General features: G+C 59.6%; 19 protein-coding genes and 1 tRNA gene. 11 read left to right on the top strand and 9 right to left on the bottom strand.

Annotated features, from left to right (window positions below):
• Position 1 precedes the first annotated feature (1 nt).
• The 3 genes from GS620_RS04450 (at position 2) to GS620_RS04460 (ending at position 1,886) form a co-directional block, all read left to right on the top strand.
• Positions 2–607, top strand: a complete 606-nt coding sequence (locus GS620_RS04450) for a MerR family transcriptional regulator (protein WP_171231482.1) — start codon at positions 2–4, stop codon at positions 605–607.
• Positions 608–668: 61 nt separating this feature from the next.
• Positions 669–745: transfer RNA gene (locus GS620_RS04455), tRNA-Pro, on the top strand.
• A 61-nt stretch (positions 746–806) separates the two neighbouring features.
• Positions 807–1,886 carry a 2'-deoxycytidine 5'-triphosphate deaminase gene (locus GS620_RS04460; protein ID WP_171232026.1) on the top strand — a complete coding sequence of 360 codons (1,080 nt, stop codon included), beginning with the start codon at positions 807–809 and terminating at the stop codon, positions 1,884–1,886.
• A gap of 3 nt (positions 1,887–1,889) precedes the next feature.
• Here GS620_RS04460 and GS620_RS04465 read toward each other — a convergent pair whose 3' ends face one another.
• The 6 genes from GS620_RS04465 to argS form a co-directional block, all read right to left on the bottom strand.
• Positions 1,890–2,105: a hypothetical protein gene (locus tag GS620_RS04465; RefSeq protein ID WP_171204906.1), complete on the bottom strand. Its 216-nt coding sequence runs from the start codon at positions 2,103–2,105 to the stop codon at positions 1,890–1,892.
• A 65-nt stretch (positions 2,106–2,170) separates the two neighbouring features.
• Positions 2,171–2,821, bottom strand: coding sequence for an SMC-Scp complex subunit ScpB (gene scpB / locus GS620_RS04470; RefSeq protein WP_171614257.1), 651 nt, complete (start codon positions 2,819–2,821; stop codon positions 2,171–2,173).
• Positions 2,814–3,608, bottom strand: coding sequence for a ScpA family protein (locus GS620_RS04475; protein WP_152458239.1), 795 nt, complete (start codon positions 3,606–3,608; stop codon positions 2,814–2,816). The genes scpB and GS620_RS04475 overlap by 8 nt, the downstream gene beginning before the upstream one ends.
• Complete coding sequence (gene nagZ, locus GS620_RS04480) at positions 3,598–4,605, bottom strand: beta-N-acetylhexosaminidase (RefSeq protein WP_171614259.1); 1,008 nt, start codon at positions 4,603–4,605, stop codon at positions 3,598–3,600. The genes GS620_RS04475 and nagZ overlap by 11 nt, the downstream gene beginning before the upstream one ends.
• Positions 4,602–5,666, bottom strand: coding sequence for an SPOR domain-containing protein (locus GS620_RS04485; protein ID WP_171614261.1), 1,065 nt, complete (start codon positions 5,664–5,666; stop codon positions 4,602–4,604). Before GS620_RS04485 ends, nagZ begins: the two co-directional genes overlap by 4 nt.
• Before the next feature lie 88 nt (positions 5,667–5,754).
• On the bottom strand, positions 5,755–7,500 hold the full coding sequence (argS, locus tag GS620_RS04490) for an arginine--tRNA ligase (protein ID WP_171614263.1): 1,746 nt from the start codon (positions 7,498–7,500) through the stop codon (positions 5,755–5,757).
• A gap of 133 nt (positions 7,501–7,633) precedes the next feature.
• Between argS and GS620_RS04495 the strand changes: the two genes are divergently transcribed.
• On the top strand, positions 7,634–8,185 hold the full coding sequence (locus GS620_RS04495) for a hypothetical protein (RefSeq protein ID WP_171614265.1): 552 nt from the start codon (positions 7,634–7,636) through the stop codon (positions 8,183–8,185).
• Here the strand turns inward: GS620_RS04495 and GS620_RS04500 are convergent, their stop codons facing one another.
• Entirely contained in the window at positions 8,186–9,325 is a 1,140-nt protein-coding gene (locus GS620_RS04500; protein WP_171614267.1) for a deoxyguanosinetriphosphate triphosphohydrolase, read from the bottom strand. It lies immediately after the preceding gene.
• A 76-nt stretch (positions 9,326–9,401) separates the two neighbouring features.
• Between GS620_RS04500 and GS620_RS04505 the strand changes: the two genes are divergently transcribed.
• Both GS620_RS04505 and xth read left to right on the top strand, forming a co-directional pair.
• A complete protein-coding gene (locus GS620_RS04505; protein ID WP_152458245.1) occupies positions 9,402–9,725 on the top strand; it encodes an iron-sulfur cluster assembly accessory protein in 324 nt (107 codons plus the stop codon).
• Between the two features lie 278 nt (positions 9,726–10,003).
• The gene (gene xth, locus GS620_RS04510) at positions 10,004–10,783 is read left to right on the top strand and encodes an exodeoxyribonuclease III (protein ID WP_171614269.1); all 780 of its coding nucleotides are present in this window, start codon (positions 10,004–10,006) and stop codon (positions 10,781–10,783) included.
• 4 nt (positions 10,784–10,787) lie between these two features.
• Here the strand turns inward: xth and GS620_RS04515 are convergent, their stop codons facing one another.
• Entirely contained in the window at positions 10,788–11,933 is a 1,146-nt protein-coding gene (locus GS620_RS04515; protein WP_171614271.1) for an FAD-dependent monooxygenase, read from the bottom strand.
• Between the two features lie 72 nt (positions 11,934–12,005).
• Complete coding sequence (gene dksA / locus GS620_RS04520) at positions 12,006–12,428, bottom strand: RNA polymerase-binding protein DksA (protein ID WP_171167736.1); 423 nt, start codon at positions 12,426–12,428, stop codon at positions 12,006–12,008.
• 382 nt (positions 12,429–12,810) lie between these two features.
• Between dksA and GS620_RS04525 the strand changes: the two genes are divergently transcribed.
• From GS620_RS04525 to GS620_RS04545, 5 genes are all read left to right on the top strand, one after another.
• Positions 12,811–13,656, top strand: a complete 846-nt coding sequence (locus GS620_RS04525) for a MoxR family ATPase (RefSeq protein WP_152458249.1) — start codon at positions 12,811–12,813, stop codon at positions 13,654–13,656.
• Positions 13,657–13,757: 101 nt separating this feature from the next.
• Positions 13,758–14,216 (top strand): GNAT family N-acetyltransferase, encoded by a 459-nt coding sequence (locus GS620_RS04530; protein ID WP_171614273.1) that lies wholly within the window; start codon positions 13,758–13,760, stop codon positions 14,214–14,216.
• Entirely contained in the window at positions 14,213–15,580 is a 1,368-nt protein-coding gene (locus tag GS620_RS04535) for a DUF2927 domain-containing protein (RefSeq protein WP_171614276.1), read from the top strand. Before GS620_RS04530 ends, GS620_RS04535 begins: the two co-directional genes overlap by 4 nt.
• Positions 15,561–15,758 carry a hypothetical protein gene (locus GS620_RS04540; protein WP_171613446.1) on the top strand — a complete coding sequence of 66 codons (198 nt, stop codon included), beginning with the start codon at positions 15,561–15,563 and terminating at the stop codon, positions 15,756–15,758. Before GS620_RS04535 ends, GS620_RS04540 begins: the two co-directional genes overlap by 20 nt.
• A 4-nt stretch (positions 15,759–15,762) precedes the next feature.
• Positions 15,763–16,947 carry a VWA domain-containing protein gene (locus GS620_RS04545; RefSeq protein WP_171614278.1) on the top strand — a complete coding sequence of 395 codons (1,185 nt, stop codon included), beginning with the start codon at positions 15,763–15,765 and terminating at the stop codon, positions 16,945–16,947.
• Positions 16,948–16,958: the final 11 nt, after the last annotated feature.

Here is a 16,958-nt window from a genome sequence, read left to right on the forward strand (position 1 = left end):
TATGAGTAAGTCCCCCGATGCCTTTCGCACCATAAGCGAAGTTGCGGACTGGCTCGGTGTTCAGGCTCATGTTCTGCGATTCTGGGAAAGCCGGTTCACGCAGGTAAAGCCCGTCAAACGCGCAGGTGGACGCAGGTATTATCGCCCGAACGACATGCGTCTGTTGGGCGGGATCAAAAAACTGCTGCACGAAGACGGAATCACGATAAAAGGTGTCCAGCGTATCCTGCGCGAACAAGGCGTCGCACATGTCGCGGCGCTGTCCCCTTCCCTGGACGATCCCGGCCCAGCCACAATTGCGCCCGTCCAGGACACCGTGGTGCCGTTCGAACCAAAGCCTGCCCCCGCAACGGAACAGATTCGCATGGATCTGCGCGAACCGATCCAGCCAACCGGCAAGGACGATGCGCAGACAAACGCACGCGCTTCTGCCGCGTCACAGCCGGAGCCAGAGCCCGAACTGGACGCCGCGCCCTTGATGGGGGGAATCGCGTCGCTTGCGTGGAATCAGACAGATTTTGATGACGACCTGCTGCGGCGCATCGCTCCGATTGCGAAAGATCTGCGCCGCTGGCTGGACCGGGTTGAAACACAGGCGGCGGGTTAGGACAAAAGGCATTGATTTCCTCTTGCCCCTGCCGGGAAAATCTTTATGAACACCCCAACGTCGGGCTATGGCGCAGCCTGGTAGCGCGTCCGTCTGGGGGACGGAAGGTCGCAGGTTCGAGTCCTGCTAGCCCGACCAAATTACACCGACGTTTATGGCATACAGGCCAGATCCCGCTCTGGCACCAGGGGGGATCGAGATGACAGGTGTTTGCCCGAACCAACAGCTAGAGGCGATGATCGCGCGCGGTGAGATCACCGCCGAACCAGAGGTTCTGCCTGCCCAGATTCAACCTGCCAGCCTTGATTTGCGACTGGGAACAGTGGCTTACCGTGTTCGCGCCTCGTTTCTTGCGGGCGAAGGCCGGACTGTCACGGATCGCTTGACCGAGTTTGAGATGCACCGCATCGATATTTCGGATGGCGCGGTTCTGGAAAAGGGCTGCGTCTATCTGGTGCCCCTGATGGAATCGCTTGCGCTGCCCGACAGCATGAGCGCCGTGGCCAACGCCAAAAGCTCGACCGGGCGACTGGACCTTCTGACGCGGACGATCACCGATGGCGGTACCGAGTTCGACCGGGTGCCCGCAGGTTACACAGGCCCGCTTTTTGCCGAAATCTGCCCGCGCTCGTTCTCGGTTCTGGTTCGTCCCGGGATGCGTTTGAACCAGATCCGTTTCCGCCAGGGTCAGGCCGTGTTGTCCGATGCGGAACTGAGGTCCTTGCATGCCGAATCTCCGCTTGTGGACGGACCTGCCGTCATTCAGGACGGTCTGGGCTTTTCGGTCGACCTGCAACTGCCCGATACCGATCTGGTGGGCTATCGCGCCAAACCTCATACCGGGGTGATCGATCTGGATCGAATCGGTGAATACGATCCGCAGGACTATTGGGAAGAGGTACGCACCAAGGATGGTTGCATCATCCTGGACCCCGGCGCGTTCTATATCCTTGTCAGCCGCGAGGCGGTGCATATTCCACCGATGTACGCGGCTGAAATGGCGCCTTATCTGGCGATGGTCGGTGAGTTCAGAGTGCACTATGCAGGCTTCTTCGATCCCGGTTTTGGTCATGCCGCTGCCGGGGGGGCCGGTTCCCGTGGCGTGCTTGAGGTACGCTGCCACGAAGCGCCCTTCGTGCTGGAACACGGACAGGTCGTCGGACGTCTGGTCTATGAAAAAATGGCTGAAATGCCGACCCAGCTTTATGGTGCGGGCATTGCCTCGAACTATCAGGGTCAGGGCCTGAAACTGTCAAAGCACTTCAAAGCCGCAAGCTGACCCCTAGAACTTCATGAACCGGCGCATTTGACGGGTCACGCGCTGTGCCTGCCTGAGGTTCTGCGCATGTCGCGGTGCGCTGGTTTTTTCGGGCCCATTCGATATGCCGGGTCCGCCCTCCTTTCGGCTGGCCAGATCGATACCCTTGTTCACACCTTTGTTGACCAGACGGCGCATGACCTGACGCACAATCATGTCGATGATCCGGTTTGCATTCATCTCTCAACTCCGTGTCCTCACGCACAAAGATAGGCGCTTTATGCGGCAACAAAAGGGCTGTTCGATCACTCTTCTTCGAACAACTCGCTCTGGTCTTCGTCAACTTCGTCCTCGCGCCCTTCCCCCAAAGGGATCGCACCCGGAGGAGGCCGATTTTCCAACAATCCCGCGGCGCGCAGCTCTTTCAGGCCCGGCAGGTCGCGCGCGTTTTCCAGACCAAAATGATCCAGAAACTCAGGCGTCACCACAAACGTCACCGGACGACCCGGCGTCATGCGGCGGCGGCCCAGCTTGATCCACTCCATCTCAAGCAACTGATCGATGGTCCCGCGCGAAACCGACACACCCCGGATTTCCTCGATCTCGGCCCGCGTGCAGGGCTGATGATAAGCCACGATGGCCAGAGTTTCGATCGCGGCGCGGCTGAGCTTGCGCGTCTCGACCGTTTCCTTCTGCATCAGAAAACCCAGATCAGGGGCCGTGCGGATGGCCCAGGCATCCCCCACGCGCACCACGCGCACGCCACGCCCCTCGTAACGTTTCTGAAGAAATTCAACCGCTTGCGCCGCGTCGCTGCCATGGGGCATCCGCGCCTCAAGATCCGCAATCGTCACCGGCTCGGCGCTGGCGAAAAGAACGGCTTCGACCATACGCTCCTGCTCTGCCAGTGGAGGCGCCTCGAACAGCGTACCGGTCTCTTCTGGGGCATCAGTCACGTGTTTCGGTCCTCTTGCGCAATTGGATCGGAGCGAATGTCTCGCTCTGCTTGATTTCCATATGTCCTTCTTTCACCAGTTCCAACGAGGCCGCAAAGGTCGCCGCCGTTGCCGACCTGCGCCTTACCGGGTCGGAATCCCAGCCATCGGGCAGGTAAGTTTCCATGTCGGTCCATGTCCCGGCAAACCCGATCAGCGGTCGCATCCGTTCCAGTGCCTGTTCCATGGTGAATACCGAATCGCGGTCCATCACAAACGGGCGGAATTCATCACGGGTGCGGATGCGGGCATAGCCCTGCATCAGATCCAGCAGCGTGGCGGAATAGGTGACGGTGCGGATCCGGGTGATATCTTCGCCCTGCCCGCGTTTGAAGAAATCTCGCCCCAGCTGATCGCGCGCCATCAATCGTGCCGCAGCGTCGCGCATCGCCTGCAAGCGTTCCAATTGAAACGCCAGATGTGCGGCCAGTTCCTCACCCGAAGGTCCCTCGTCTTCGGGGTCTGGCGGCAACAGCAGGCGGGATTTCAAAAAGGCCAGCCAGGCCGCCATCACCAGATAGTCGGCGGCCAGTTCAATGCGCAACGCACGCGCCTTTTCGACAAAGGCAAGGTATTGCTGCGCCAGCGCGAGTACGGAAATTTTCCTCAGATCAACCTTCTGCGTGCGCGACAGGGTCAGAAGAACGTCCAGCGGGCCTTCGAACCCATCGACATCAACAATCAGCGCTTCGGCCGCAAGACGATCCGCGACCGAGACAGGGTCTTCGCTGAAAAGATTATCGTTCATATACCTGCCCGCCCATTAGGGCAGATAGTTCCGCCTCGACGGCAGGGATGTCAAGTTCCTGCGGAGCTTTGCGCATCGCCAGCGCCCGTTCTGCGCGGGCCTGTGCCACATCGGACATCTCCCCGGCAGCTTCCATCACCTGGGCGCGCTCGGCAAAGGTTCCGTTGCAGTGCAGAACGACGTCACAGCCCGCGCTTATGGCTTGCCGCGACACCTCAGCAGGCGTTCCGCTGAGCGCCTTCATCCCGATGTCATCGGTCATGATCAGCCCGCCGAAGCCAATCCTGTCGCGGATCACATCCATCATGGTTGCCGAGATAGTGGCAGGCTGCGGGTCAATCCGGTCATAGACCAAATGCGCAGTCATCCCCATCGGCAGGTCGTTCAAGGCCCGGAACGGCACGAAATCGCTGCGCTCAAGCTCATCCAGGGGCAGATCCACATGCGGCAAGTCATGGTGGCTGTCCAACGTGGCACGTCCATGGCCCGGAATATGCTTGAGCACTGGAAGCACTCCGCCATCCAGATGACCCTGCGCCACGGCTTTGCCAATTCTGGAAACGCGTTCAGGATCAGCGTCATAACAGCGGTTCTTCAGGAACTTGTGCGTCTCGGGACGCGCGACATCCACCATGGGCGCACAGTTGCTGTCGATGCCCAGACTAAACAATTCATCGGCAATCAGGCGGTACCTCAGATACATGGCGCGCTCGGCCTGCTCGGCGGCATTGGCTACGTGATCCAACGGAGGCAGCCATTCGCGGGCCAGCGGCGCCCGCAGGCGCTGCACGCGCCCACCTTCCTGATCGATGGTGATCGGGCAATTACGCCCGACTGCCTCGCGGAAATCATCACACAAGGCGCGCGCCTGATCCGCGTGTTCGATGTTGCGGGCGAACAGAATGAACCCGAACGGGTTCATCTGCCGAAACAAGTCTTTTTCCTGTTGTGTCAGGCGCAGGCCCTCTGCATCGGTGATCGTGGCACCGTACTTCACCTGACGGCCACCGGGATACAATCAGCCCCTTGCGCAACAAGCGCGGCACAAAACTGGCGCGAGTCGCTCAGGTCTTCAAAGCCCAGCACGCGCAGGCGGTAAAAGGTGCGCCCACCGCTTGAGGTCTTCTGGATAACGCGCTGTTTTCCTGCCATATATTCGCCGAACTTCCCGTTCAGGCGATCCCATTCCGTTTGCGCAACCTGGACGCTGTCATAGGCCCCAAGCTGCGCCAGACGCGTGCCTTTTGCCAGCGTATCAGGATCAACATCCAACCCAACCGCAGCCTTCACCGCGGCATTGATGGCGTCTTCGGAATTCTCGCTTGGCGACACCCGGCTGCGTGAGGTGCGTGCCGGGCGGGTCAAGGGGCGCAAGGACCGGCGCACGCCCGGCAGCGCGGCAATGGCCGGGTCCGGCAAGGCGGCTGCGAAATCGGCCGGGTCAATTGCGGGTTCTTCCTCGGGGGTGGTCAGCGATGCCAGCTGCACGCCATCCTCGGCGTTTTGCTGCGTTTTGGCGGCCTCACCAGCCAGTTCTGCTACCAGCGCATCCACTGCGTTTTGGCGCAATCGGGCGGCTTCCTGGGTTGAAATCGGCTTTTCCACAACATGCAGCGCCGGTGTCGGCTTCAGATCAGCGGCAGGTACGTCTTCATCCGTCAACGAGACCGGCCGCGGCGCAAGGATCAGACGATCCGCCGGGGCGGCAGCACTGCCCTTGGCGGCCACGGCATTGACGGCCAATCCCTGATGATCGGCTGGTGTTCCGCCCGGGTTTTCGGGCTGCACCCGCATCGGCCCTTCGGCTGCACGCACGACCGGCACGCCGCTGACATCCCGCATGACAAGCTTGTATCCCCAGACACCAACGCCGGCGACCAGTGCCAACGATGCGACAGCCCCCAGGAAATTGACGGCCCGCCCCAGTCCGAACGCGCCGCGCGGCGCGTCGTAATCCTGCATCTCGTCGGGATAGTCGTACGCATCCTCGAAATGCGCTTGATTCGGGTAATGATTCTGCCCGGGGCTTTGGTGCCCCGAGTAATCGTAACTCGCCATGTCCGCCTCACTGCCCGCTTCGCGCCCGAAAATAAGGCGCGCGGGTCATTTCTTGCCTACCTCGTACCGGCGGTTCGGGCGATATTTGTTACCGCATCTCCTGCGCCGGGGTAACGCCAAGAATACCCAAGCCCGCTGAAATCACAACAGAAACGGCCCGGGCCAGCGCAATTTTCGACTGGCTTGTGGCAACATCGCCATCCTGAATGAAACGCAACTGGGTTTCGTCATTGCCCTTGTTCCACAGAGCGTGAAAATCCCCAGCAAGTTCATACAGATAGAAGGCGACACGGTGCGGTTCGTTGGTCCGCGCGGCGATCTCGACCAGGCGTGGCCATTCCGCCAGCTTCTTGGCAACCGTCAGTTCGGCGGGGTGGTCCAGCGACGCCAGATCGGCCCCGCGCAGCGTGGTGTCGGTGGCGTCGATCCCCGCCTCGGCGGCACGGCGCAGCACGCTCATCACCCGGGCATGGGCATATTGCACATAGAACACGGGGTTCTCGCGGCTCTGTTCCAGCACTTTGTCGAAATCGAAATCCAGCGGCGCGTCGTTTTTGCGGGTCAGCATCACGAAGCGCGTGACGTCGGGACCAACCTGATCGACCACATCGCGCAGGGTGACAAAGTTCCCGGCCCGTTTCGACATCTTGAACGGCTCGCCGTTTTTCCACAGTTTCACCAGCTGCGTCAGCTTGATGTCCAGCGGCACCTTGCCATCGGACAGGGCCGACACGGCCGCCTTCATCCGTTTGACATAGCCGCCATGATCCGCCCCGAACACGTCGATCAACGCGTCAAAGCCACGGCTCACCTTGTCATAGTGATAGGCGATATCGGGGGCGAAATAGGTCCAGCTGCCGTCCGACTTCTTGACCGGGCGGTCGACGTCATCGCCATGTTCGGTGGATTTGAACAAGGTCTGTTCGCGCGGCTCCCAGTCTTCGGGCTTTTTGCCTTTTGGCGGCTCCAGCACGCCTTCATAGATCAGGCCCTTTTCAGTCAGCGATTGCAGCGCGGCCTCGATCCGGCCCGTGCCATAGAGCGATTTTTCCGAGAAGAACACATCCATTTCTACGCTCAGCGCCTTCAGGTCGGCGCGGATCAGGTCCATCATCGCGTCGGTCGAAAACTCGCGCAGCTCTTCCAGCCATTCGCTTTCCGGCTTGTCGATCAGGCTGTCGCCATATTTCTCTTTCAGCGCCTCGCCAATCGGGATCAGATAATCGCCGGGATAAAGCCCTTCGGCAATCTCGGGGCTGAGGCCATTGGCCTCGCGATAGCGTTCATAGGCCGACCGCGCCAGCACATCCACCTGCGCGCCACCGTCGTTGATATAGTATTCGCGGGTCACGTCATGGCCCGAATAGGCCAGCAGGCTTGCCAATGCATCCCCGAACACCGCGCCGCGTGTGTGCCCGACATGCAGCGGACCGGTCGGGTTGGCCGAGACATATTCGACATTGACCTTCTGCCCCTGCCCCATGGTCGAGCGCCCGAAATCGGTGCCTTTTTCCAGCACAGCCGCCAACACGCCTTGCCAGACGGACGGCGCAAGACGCAGGTTCAGGAAACCGGGACCTGCCACTTCTGCGCTTGTGATCCGGTCATCCGCTGCCAGTTTCCCGGCCAGAACATCCGCAATGTCGCGCGGCTTCATCCTGGCAGGTTTCGCCAGCACCATCGCGGCGTTGGTTGCCATGTCCCCATGGGCCGCGTCGCGCGGAGGCTCGACCGCCACGTTGTCAAAGCTCAGCCCCTCGGGCAGTGCGCCTTCGGACTGCATCTGCGCCAGCGCGTCCAGTACAAGGCCGCGGATCTCGGAAAACAGGTTCATTTCGGATGTCCTTTTGCTTGTCGCGGGGTTTACCACGCAAACCGGCAAGGTCAATGGACGCCTAATGTTTAAGCTTGGTTTGGCGAAACATCTCGCTAATCTCGGGCCTGTACGCCGCTACCGGAGACCGTAGATGCACCGCGCCTTGTCCTTTGCCTTGCTTTTGTCCACCGCCCTGCCTGTGCTGGCCGACCTGCCACAGCCCAAAGGCCATGTGCTGCTGACGCTGGGTGGCGCCGTCAGCGAAACAAACCTGCCTGCGCGGGGTCAGAATGACGGCGGTCTGCTGGGCTATCTGGAGGTCACGCATGACGGCGCGGCTGGTTTTGACGCAGCCATGCTGGACGGGCTGGAGCAGTTCGAGATCACGATCCCCTATGGTCCTCCGCGCAATGAGCGGGAATACAGGTTTTCAGGTCCGCTTTTGGCAGACGTCATGACATTGGCGGGGGCCGAGGGGAAAACCGCTCTTCCCATGGCGCTGGATGGGTATCAGGCTGAAATCGAGTGGGACAGTATAGCCACGCACAAACCGATCGTTGCAACGCATGCTGATGGCGCACCGATGGGGATCGGAGGTTACGGCCCGACGATGATCGTGTTCCCACCAACGAAGAACGCCGAACAGTCCGCTAAACAAGCCGCTCAGCAAGTCTGGGCCATCGCTTACATAGCCGTGGAGTGATCAGCCCGTCAGCCGCGCATGGTCCTGCAAGGCAAATCGGTCGGTCATGCCCGCAATGTAATCGGAAACGATGCGGGCCAAGGCTGTGTCGTCCCTGGCAGCTTCAATGTCATCGTGCCAGCGCACAGGCATTTGCCTGGGATCGTTCATGTAGATCGGAAACAGATCTTCCACGATCTTTGCCACCTCTGCCCGCACTGACATCACCCTGGGTGCGCGATACATCCGTGTGAACAGAAACGACCTGATTTCACGCAGTTGCGCCCAAACCTCATCCGAGAACTGGATGACAGGATACCCAAGATGTCGGATTTCTTCGACGGACTGCGCGCCAGACACGGCAATGAGATCGTTCGAAGTGTTGATGACATCCGCCACCATGACCCCGAAAACCCGCCTGAGCGCTTCGTGACGCCGGCGATAGGAATCCAGCCCTGGGTATCTGGCATCCACCTCGGCGTGACAGACCCCGACAATCGGCAGGTCCTGCAAATCGTCATCCGTGAACAACCCTGCGCGCAACCCGTCCAGAAGATCGTGATTGTTGTAAGCTATGTCATCAGAAAGGGCGGCAACTTGCGCTTCCGCGCTGGCATGGGTGTGCAGTTCTAGATCAAACTCCTGATCGCACTCGGCCAATGCCCAGGGCAGATCGCCCTCTACCGGACCATTGTGCTTGGCTATCCCTTCCAGACATTCCCAGGTCAGGTTGCACCCGTCGAATTCTGCATAGTGGCGCTCCAGCTTTGTGACGATCCGAATGGCCTGCGCGTTGTGATCAAAACCACCATAGGGTTTCATCAACGCGTGCAACGCGTCTTCGCCGGTATGTCCAAAGGGCGTGTGCCCCAGATCGTGCGCCAGAGCCACGGCTTCAGTCAGCTCTGGGTTCAGGCCCAGGGCACCGGCAATGGTCCGGGCCACCTGCGCCACCTCGATGGAATGGGTCAGGCGGGTGCGGTAACTATCGCCCTCATGCTCAACGAAAACTTGCGTCTTGTGTTTGAGGCGCCGAAAGGCACTGGCGTGAATGATCCTGTCCCGATCGCGCTGAAAGCATGATCGGAAACTGCTTTCCTCCTCGGCTACGAGCCGTCCCCTGGTGCGGTCCGGATCCGAGGCAAAACTAGCTCTGTCCAAATGGCCCGTCCTTGTCGCCTGTCCTTGCACTTTCTATATTGTATGGCGTAACGGAAGGAAACCTTTGGAGACCGGCATGAATCTGCCCCCAACAGTCACGGATCGCGCCTTTGAACGCCTCGCAGAAATCGGCGCGGCGGATCAGGGTCAGGCACTGCGCGTCGCAGTGGAAGGCGGCGGTTGCTCGGGGTTTCAATACGAAATCGCTTTGGATACGCCAAAAGAAGATGATCTGGTCCTTGAAGGCAAAGGGCAAAAAGTCATTGTTGACGCCATTTCGCTGCCCTTTCTGGAAAACGCGGTTATCGACTTCACCCAGGAACTGATTGGCGCGCGATTTGTGATCGACAACCCCAACGCCACCTCTTCCTGTGGTTGTGGCACATCTTTTTCGATGTAACCGTGGGGGCTTTGCCCCCACACCCCCAGGATATTTTCAGCCAGATGAAGCAGGAGTCCGCCCTCTGACCGAAAGACCAGAGGGCTTCACCTGGCGCGGTCATCGGCGTCCCCGCCTGTCCCGCAACTTCAGCTTGAAGAAATTCGGTTAATAATCCGTTTCTTCATCTGGCCAAAAATATCCCGGAGCGCGAGGCAGAGCCTCGCAAATACGATCTCCGCCTTGCCGTTGGGCCCGTTCTGCGCGATAGGTTGCACCAAGTATTCGGAGGATCGCGCATGAAAATCGCCACGTTCAACATCAACGGCATCAAAGCGCGGGTCGAAGCCCTGCCCCGTTGGCTGGACGAAGCGCAGCCGGACGTTGTGCTGTTGCAAGAGATCAAGTCGGTCGATGAAAACTTCCCGCGCGAGATATTCGAAGAGCGTGGGTTCAACGTGGAAACCCACGGACAAAAAAGCTTCAACGGCGTTGCAATCTTGTCGAAGCTTCCCCTCGAGGATGTATCCCGCGGCCTTCCCGGCGATGACGCGGATGAACAGGCCCGCTGGATAGAAGCCACCGTCGTTGGCAAAAAGGCTCTTCGGATCTGTGGGTTGTACCTGCCCAATGGCAATCCGGCACCCGGCCCGAAATACGATTACAAACTGGCATGGATGGAACGGCTATATGACCGTGCCCGTGATTTGCTGGCAACCGAAGAACCCGCGTTGATGGCGGGGGATTACAACATCATCCCGCAGGCGGAAGACGCCAAACGCCCCGAAGCATGGCGCGACGATGCATTGTTCCGCCCCGAAAGCCGCGCCGCATTCCGCAAGATCCTGAATCTGGGCTTCACCGAAGCGTTCCGGGCCACCACCCAAAGCGCGGGGCACTATTCATTCTGGGACTACCAAGCCGGGGCCTGGAACCGGAACGACGGAATTCGCATCGATCACTTTCTGCTGACCCCGCAAGCGGCAGATCTAATGCGGGATTGCCAGATTGATGCCGCCGTGCGCGGGCATGAAAAACCCTCGGATCACGTGCCTGTCTGGGTCGATCTGGATATTTAGCGGTTCAGGCCGTGACGTCGTAGCTGTATATCCATTCGTAGCGGCGTGACAATTTCCCCCCTATGGCCATAAGCGCACATTGGGCCGCCAAACGGACGGGGCCTGACAGGTGGAAATTGCGTGCGTTCGACCCGGCCGCGGCAACCACGCTTTCTGCCCTTGGCCTGCGCGTTTGCTCGTAGGCGGCAAGCGCGCTGGTGACGCCCGAGTGTTCGTCGAATGATCGTGCAAGCGTCCAGGCGTCTTCCAGCGCCAGGCAGGCGCCTTGCGCCATGAACGGCAAGGTCGGATGCGCCGCGTCCCCCAGCAATGCCAAACGACCGTTCTGCCATTTTTCTGCGACCGGGCGCAGGAACAGGGCCCACAGATTCGCATCCGAGACCTTTGACAGAATCTCACCTACCGGACCGCCGAACCCTGAAAACCGTGCGCGCAGCTCGTCCGGATCGCCCTTCAGCTTCCATCCCTCTTCCTGCCAGTCCGAGCGTTCCTCGACCGCAACGATGTTCATCATGCTTTGATCGCGTAAAGGATAGGTTACGACATGCCGACCCGGCCCCATGGTCAGGGATGCCGTAACCACGCCTGAATCCGGTCGCCAGGGAATGGTGGCGCGCCAGGCGACCTGGTGCGTGAACTCGGGTGTCTCGGGCCCGTTCAGAGCCGGGCGAATCGTGCTTCGGCCACCGTCGGCGGCGATGACGCATTCGGCGCGCAGCCGTTCGTCGCTCGCCAACAGAATTTCGGCTTCGTTGGGGTGTTTCTGCACGTTGGAAACCTTGGCCCCCAGACGGACATCCACACCGGCCTTGCGGGCCGCAGAATGCAGCAGATTCAACAGATCGGCACGGTGAAAATAATAGGTCGGGCCAGCCGTAGGCCCGGGCAGCCGGCTGACAACGCGGCCTTTGCGGTAATCGCGCAAGATCGTACCGTGCGACTTCTGGCCCGCAGACAGATCCGCCACCCCAAGGGCCCGCAACACGCACATCCCATTTTCACTGATCTGAAGGCCCGCGCCAACCTCGGTCAATGCCGGGGCTTGCTCCAGCAGGGTGACCTGCGCCCCGTGTTGCCGCAGCGCCAACGCAGCCGCCAGACCGCCGATACCGCCGCCAATTACACAGAAATTCAACCGATTGATCTTCATGCCCCCCGCATAACGCAAAAACGCCAGAGCCACAGGCCCCGGCGTTCGTAATTTTCCAGCTGCACCCGGCGATCAATCGTCGCGGTGGACCTTTTCGCGGCGCTCGTGGCGCTCTTGCGCCTCCAGCGTCATGGTTGCAATCGGACGTGCATCCAGGCGTTTCAGCGAAATCGGATCGCCGGTCTTTTCGCAGTAGCCGTATTCACCTTCTTCAATCCTGCGCAGGGCTGCGTCAATCTTGGCAACCAGCTTGCGCTGGCGGTCGCGAGTCCGCAGCTCCAGAGCGCGATCGGTCTCCTCGCTCGCGCGGTCTGCGACATCCGGGATGTTTCGGGTGTTGTCTTGCAGCCCTTCGATCGTATCGCGGCTGCCCGCCAAAAGCTCATTCTTCCAATCCAACAGCTTGCGGCGGAAATATTCAAGCTGACGTTCATTCATGAAAGGTTCATCTTCGGCCGGGCGGTAATCCTCCGGCAGAAAAACTTCCTGTTTCATATTTGCTCCCTCGGTATGGCCAGAAACGTCGGTCGCGGATGTTTCACCTGACATTTGGCACCCCCTTCTGCGCAGCGTTTAGCCGACGGGCGTGGGATTGTCACTACACAAACGTTGCTTCAGCACGCCCTCGTGCTGTTTTGTCTAAATATGAGACAAACAACAACAAAACCCTGTTTTTCTATGAAATTTAGCAGGCCTTTTTGAGGCAGGTGTCAATTGGCAGGGTACATTCGCGCGCACGAATCAACCAAAAGGGCTTGGAGTTCCTGCAAAAATCGCCTCAACCGACGCAGGGACGCGGGTTGTCAAAATCATTGACCGTCTGTAACCCGGACAACACAACCTGCCCACGGATCACGAAAAACCACACGAGAGGCCCATGACCGCACGCTTTCAAGGTACAGCCGAATATGTCGCCACTGACGATCTGACGATTGCCGTGAACGCCGCCGTCACACTTGAACGCCCATTGCTGGTCAAGGGCGAGCCCGGCACCGGCAAAACAGAGCTGGCCAAACAGGTGGCCGGCGCACTGGGGCTGAGGATGATTGAGTGGAATGTGAAATCCACCACCCGCGCGCAGCAAGGCCTGTATGAATATGACGCGGTCAGCCGCCTGCGGGACAGCCAGTTGGGTGAGGAACGCGTGCATGACGTGTCGAACTATATACGCAAGGGCAAGCTGTGGCAGGCCTTCGAGGCCGACGAAAAGGTCGTTCTGCTGATCGACGAGATCGACAAGGCGGATATCGAGTTTCCAAACGACCTTTTGCAGGAACTCGACAAGATGGAGTTCCATGTCTACGAGACAGGGGAAACGATCCGGGCCAAAAACCGCCCTATCGTCATCATCACCTCGAACAATGAAAAGGAACTGCCGGACGCGTTTCTGCGCCGCTGTTTCTTTCACTACATCCGCTTCCCGGACGAGGCCACGATGCGCCGCATCGTCGAGGTTCATCACCCCGGCATCAAGGATGCGCTGCTGACCACCGCCCTGACCCAGTTCTATGAAATCCGCGAGACGCAGGGGCTCAAGAAAAAGCCGTCAACATCGGAAGTGCTGGATTGGCTGAAGCTGCTGCTGGCCGAGGACCTGAGCGCCGAAGACCTCAAGCGCGGCGGCGCAGATGCGCTTCCGAAGCTGCATGGCGCGTTGCTGAAGAATGAACAGGACGTGCATCTGTTCGAACGTCTGGCCTTTATGGCACGCGGCAAACGATAGCCGGACGGTGACCAGACGGTGATCATGGCTTGCCTTGGGACGGCCCGGATGCCAGCATCGGTCCATCTGGCGAAACAGAGCTTCGCCGCCCACAGAATTGGATGAAACGCGTGGCGAACGCACTGACAATCCGCACCCTGCGTGCCGAGGACAAAAGCCAATGGGCCGACATGTGGCGGGACTATCTGGCATTTTATGAAACCGCCCTGCCCGATGATGTATACGAAACAACCTTTTCCAGACTGCTGGGCGACGACCCGCAGGATTTTTCCTGTTTCGTTGCCGAGCAGAATGGCGCCTTGGTCGGACTGACACATTATCTGTTTCATCGCCACGCTTGGAAGGTGGAAAAGGTCTGTTACCTGCAAGACCTGTTCGCGCGCCCCGAGGCGCGGGGGGAAGGCGTTGGCCGGGCCTTGATCCAGGCGGTCTATGATGAGGCAGATCGTCAGGGCGCGCCGTCGGTCTATTGGCTGACCCAGGAATTCAACCACACTGCGCGGAAACTGTATGATCGCATCGGCACACTGACACCGTTCATCAAGTACGCCCGCTCATGAAGCGATTGAGTGCCCTTTTTCTGGCACTGGTTGTTGCCGGCTGCGCGACGGTTGAAACGATCGAACTGCCCGATCAGGTCGCGCCCATCGAAGCAAGCCTGCCGCCTGCAAAGTCTTTTTCAACGGCGCGCCCTTCGCCGCCTGCTCGGTCCAACAAGAACATCGCCTCTGACTTCCTGTCCCTGCATTTCGAACTGGAAAGCGGCGCCGCCCTGCCCGTTTTCACGCGTTTTGAGACCCCGGTCACAGTCCGCCTGACAGGATCGCCGACCGCAAGCATGCAGCAGGATCTGACCCGGTTGCTCAACCGTCTGAAGCGCGAGGCCGGGATCAACATCCGACAGATCGACGAAGGACAGGCCAATATCACCATCGAAGCCGTCAGCCAGAAAGACATTCTGCGCATTCTGCCCAATGCGGCCTGTTTCGTCGTCCCCAACTCCTCGAGCCTTGAAGAATATCGCCGTGACCGCCGAAAGATCAAAAGCAGCTGGACTGAACTGCGCAAACGCGAACGGCTTGGGATTTTCATCCCATACGACGTCAGTCCGCAGGAAATACGTGATTGCCTGCATGAAGAACTGGCCCAAGCGCTTGGTCCGCTGAACGATCTGTATCACCTGCCGGATTCGGTGTTTAACGACGACAATATCCATACGGTTCTGACCGGGTTCGACATGTTGATCCTGCGGGCTGCCTATGCGCCGGAACTGCGCACCGGCATGACCCGCGATCAGGTCGCCGCGGTCATCCCGGGGGTTCTCAGCCGGATGAACCCGCGCGGGGACAGGGTGCCCGTTCAACCCTTCACGGATACGCCGCGCGAGTGGATTGACGCGATTCAGAAATCACTGGGGCCGGGGTCGGGTTCGCCCAGACAGATGCGCGCGGCGCGAAAGGCGGCACGGATCGGGCAGCAACAGGGATGGACAGATCACCGCCGCGCCTATCCCCATTATCTGATGGGCCGGATGGAACAATTCCGGGACCCCAACGAAGCTCAGCGCCAGTTTCAGATTGCGCAGCAATTTCTGAAGGCCACGCCCGGCACAGAGGTGCATCAGGCCTATGTCACCACGCAAACCGCGGCATTTGCTCTGGCACAGGACAAGGGGCCCAGTGTTCTGCCTGAACTGGACAGGGCCATCGATGTCATGACACGGGCTGAAAATGCGTCTCTGCTGGCCACGTTGTTGTTGCTGAAATCAGAAGCGCTGAAACAGGCAGGGCAGATACAGCAGGCACGTGTCGTCAGGCTGGACAGCCTGGGATGGGCGCGGTACGGGTTTGGCTCGGATCTGGTGGCCCAGTCATTGTCGCGGGGCAATGGCCGAAGAAACACGGATGGCACGAAAGACGGATGACACACATATGTTGGTAGTTCTGGGAATGGCGGCACTGGGTGCGACCTTGGGCGCACTGGCCGCGAAAAAGCGCAGCGGCAATCGCGCCGACATGGCGCAATATGCCGCCGGATACGGCATTGCCTTTGCGCTGGTGGGTCTGGTGATCTCGTTGGTTCTGGTGCGTTTGGTGGGCTGACACGATGTTCCTGCCCTTTTTCGAAAACCTTCGCAAAGCTGGCATCCCGGTATCGCTGCGGGAGTATCTGACTTTTCTGGAAGGCATGAAAAAGGGTCTGGCCACCTATGATGTCGAGGCGTTCTACTATCTCGCCCGCGTGTCGATGGTGAAGGACGAACGCAACATCGACAAGTTCGACCGCGCCTTTGCCGCCAGTTTCGAAGGACTGAACGAGATCAGCTTTGACCAAGTTCTGGAAGCCGTTGACATCCCCGGCGACTGGCTGGCCAAAATGGCCGAAAAGCACCTGTCGGATGAAGAAAAAGCCGAGATCGAGGCGCTTGGCGGTTTCGATAAGCTGATGGACACGCTGCGCGAGCGTCTCAAGGAACAACAAGGCCGCCATCAGGGCGGCAACAAGTGGATCGGCACGGCCGGGACCTCTCCTTTCGGGGCCTATGGCTACAATCCCGAAGGCGTGCGCATCGGCCAAAAGGAAAGCCGCCACCAGCGCGCGGTCAAGGTTTGGGACAAGCGCGAATTCAGAAACCTGGACGACACGGTTGAACTGGGCACGCGCAACATCAAGGTTGCCCTGAAACGCCTGCGCCGCTGGGCGCGCGAAGGTGCTGCGGAAGAACTGGATCTGGACGGCACCATTCGCGCCACGGCCGAACACGGCTATCTGGACGTCAAGACCCGCCCCGAACGTCACAACGCGGTCAAGGTCCTGCTGTTCCTGGATGTTGGCGGTTCAATGGACCCGCATATCAAAGTGGTGGAAGAGCTGTTTTCAGCCGCACGGTCCGAGTTCAAGCATCTGGAATATTTTTATTTCCACAATTGCCTTTACGAGGGCGTCTGGCGTGACAATCGCCGCCGCTGGGACCAGCAGACGCCCACGCATGAAGTGTTGCGCACCTATGGGCCCGACTACAAATGCATCTTCGTCGGCGACGCCTCGATGAGCCCATATGAGATCGCCTATCCCGGCGGCGCCAACGAGCATTGGAACGCCGAGGCCGGGCAGGTCTGGCTGCAACGCGCGCGGGATCAATGGGCGTCGAACCTGTGGATCAATCCCGTGCCCGAGAAATATTGGGAATACACCCATTCCATCGGCATGATTCAGGAAATCTTCGAAGGCCACATGGTGCCGATGACCCTGGCAGGGCTGGAACAGGGAATGAAAGCGCTGACCCGTTGAGGTCAGCGCCA

The organism is Ruegeria sp. HKCCD6428, from assembly GCF_013110595.1.
GTDB lineage: Bacteria > Pseudomonadota > Alphaproteobacteria > Rhodobacterales > Rhodobacteraceae > Ruegeria.

Coding starts and splice junctions, on each gene's coding strand:
- GS620_RS04515 (WP_171614271.1), bottom strand. CDS start 11,933: ATGAAGATCAATCGGTTGAATTTCTGTGTAATTGGCGGCGGTATCGGC.
- GS620_RS04450 (WP_171231482.1), top strand. CDS start 2: ATGAGTAAGTCCCCCGATGCCTTTCGCACCATAAGCGAAGTTGCGGAC.
- GS620_RS04530 (WP_171614273.1), top strand. CDS start 13,758: ATGAAACGCGTGGCGAACGCACTGACAATCCGCACCCTGCGTGCCGAG.
- GS620_RS04465 (WP_171204906.1), bottom strand. CDS start 2,105: ATGAATGCAAACCGGATCATCGACATGATTGTGCGTCAGGTCATGCGC.
- GS620_RS04525 (WP_152458249.1), top strand. CDS start 12,811: ATGACCGCACGCTTTCAAGGTACAGCCGAATATGTCGCCACTGACGAT.
- GS620_RS04460 (WP_171232026.1), top strand. CDS start 807: ATGACAGGTGTTTGCCCGAACCAACAGCTAGAGGCGATGATCGCGCGC.
- dksA (WP_171167736.1), bottom strand. CDS start 12,428: ATGAAACAGGAAGTTTTTCTGCCGGAGGATTACCGCCCGGCCGAAGAT.
- GS620_RS04505 (WP_152458245.1), top strand. CDS start 9,402: ATGAATCTGCCCCCAACAGTCACGGATCGCGCCTTTGAACGCCTCGCA.
- GS620_RS04495 (WP_171614265.1), top strand. CDS start 7,634: ATGCACCGCGCCTTGTCCTTTGCCTTGCTTTTGTCCACCGCCCTGCCT.
- xth (WP_171614269.1), top strand. CDS start 10,004: ATGAAAATCGCCACGTTCAACATCAACGGCATCAAAGCGCGGGTCGAA.
- GS620_RS04475 (WP_152458239.1), bottom strand. CDS start 3,608: ATGAACGATAATCTTTTCAGCGAAGACCCTGTCTCGGTCGCGGATCGT.
- GS620_RS04540 (WP_171613446.1), top strand. CDS start 15,561: ATGGCACGAAAGACGGATGACACACATATGTTGGTAGTTCTGGGAATG.
- GS620_RS04485 (WP_171614261.1), bottom strand. CDS start 5,666: ATGGCGAGTTACGATTACTCGGGGCACCAAAGCCCCGGGCAGAATCAT.
- argS (WP_171614263.1), bottom strand. CDS start 7,500: ATGAACCTGTTTTCCGAGATCCGCGGCCTTGTACTGGACGCGCTGGCG.
- GS620_RS04545 (WP_171614278.1), top strand. CDS start 15,763: ATGTTCCTGCCCTTTTTCGAAAACCTTCGCAAAGCTGGCATCCCGGTA.
- GS620_RS04535 (WP_171614276.1), top strand. CDS start 14,213: ATGAAGCGATTGAGTGCCCTTTTTCTGGCACTGGTTGTTGCCGGCTGC.